This window comes from Bacillus cereus group sp. N11 (assembly GCF_016483605.1).
In the GTDB taxonomy this organism is placed as follows: domain Bacteria; phylum Bacillota; class Bacilli; order Bacillales; family Bacillaceae_G; genus Bacillus_A; species Bacillus_A toyonensis.
In genome coordinates, this window is record NZ_JAEHBN010000107.1 from 1 (window position 1) to 236 (window position 236).

Genomic DNA, 236 nt, shown 5'->3' on the forward strand with positions numbered 1-236 from the left:
TCTTGCGAGAATGGATCGTTAATAAGAATTTGTTACGCAATAAGGTGAGTAGCGTTTTCTGCTAGGGTAGCCAAAGTAACACCTACATTTGGATTGGCACCAAGTATAGCTGTTCCGTTAATTGTAAAACTATTTTCTACGAATGTGGTACCGTCTGGAATAGTATCTGAAAATTTGAGATTCGTAGCTGGATTATTTCCGGTTTTTTCTAGTGTTATCGTGTAGGTTAAAATGTG

General features: G+C 37.3%; 1 pseudogene. It reads right to left on the reverse strand.

Going from position 1 to position 236, the window contains the following annotated elements:
• Positions 1-35: 35 nt before the first annotated feature.
• Positions 36-236: pseudogene (locus tag JDS98_RS29885) on the reverse strand (DUF11 domain-containing protein); the annotation flags it as partial.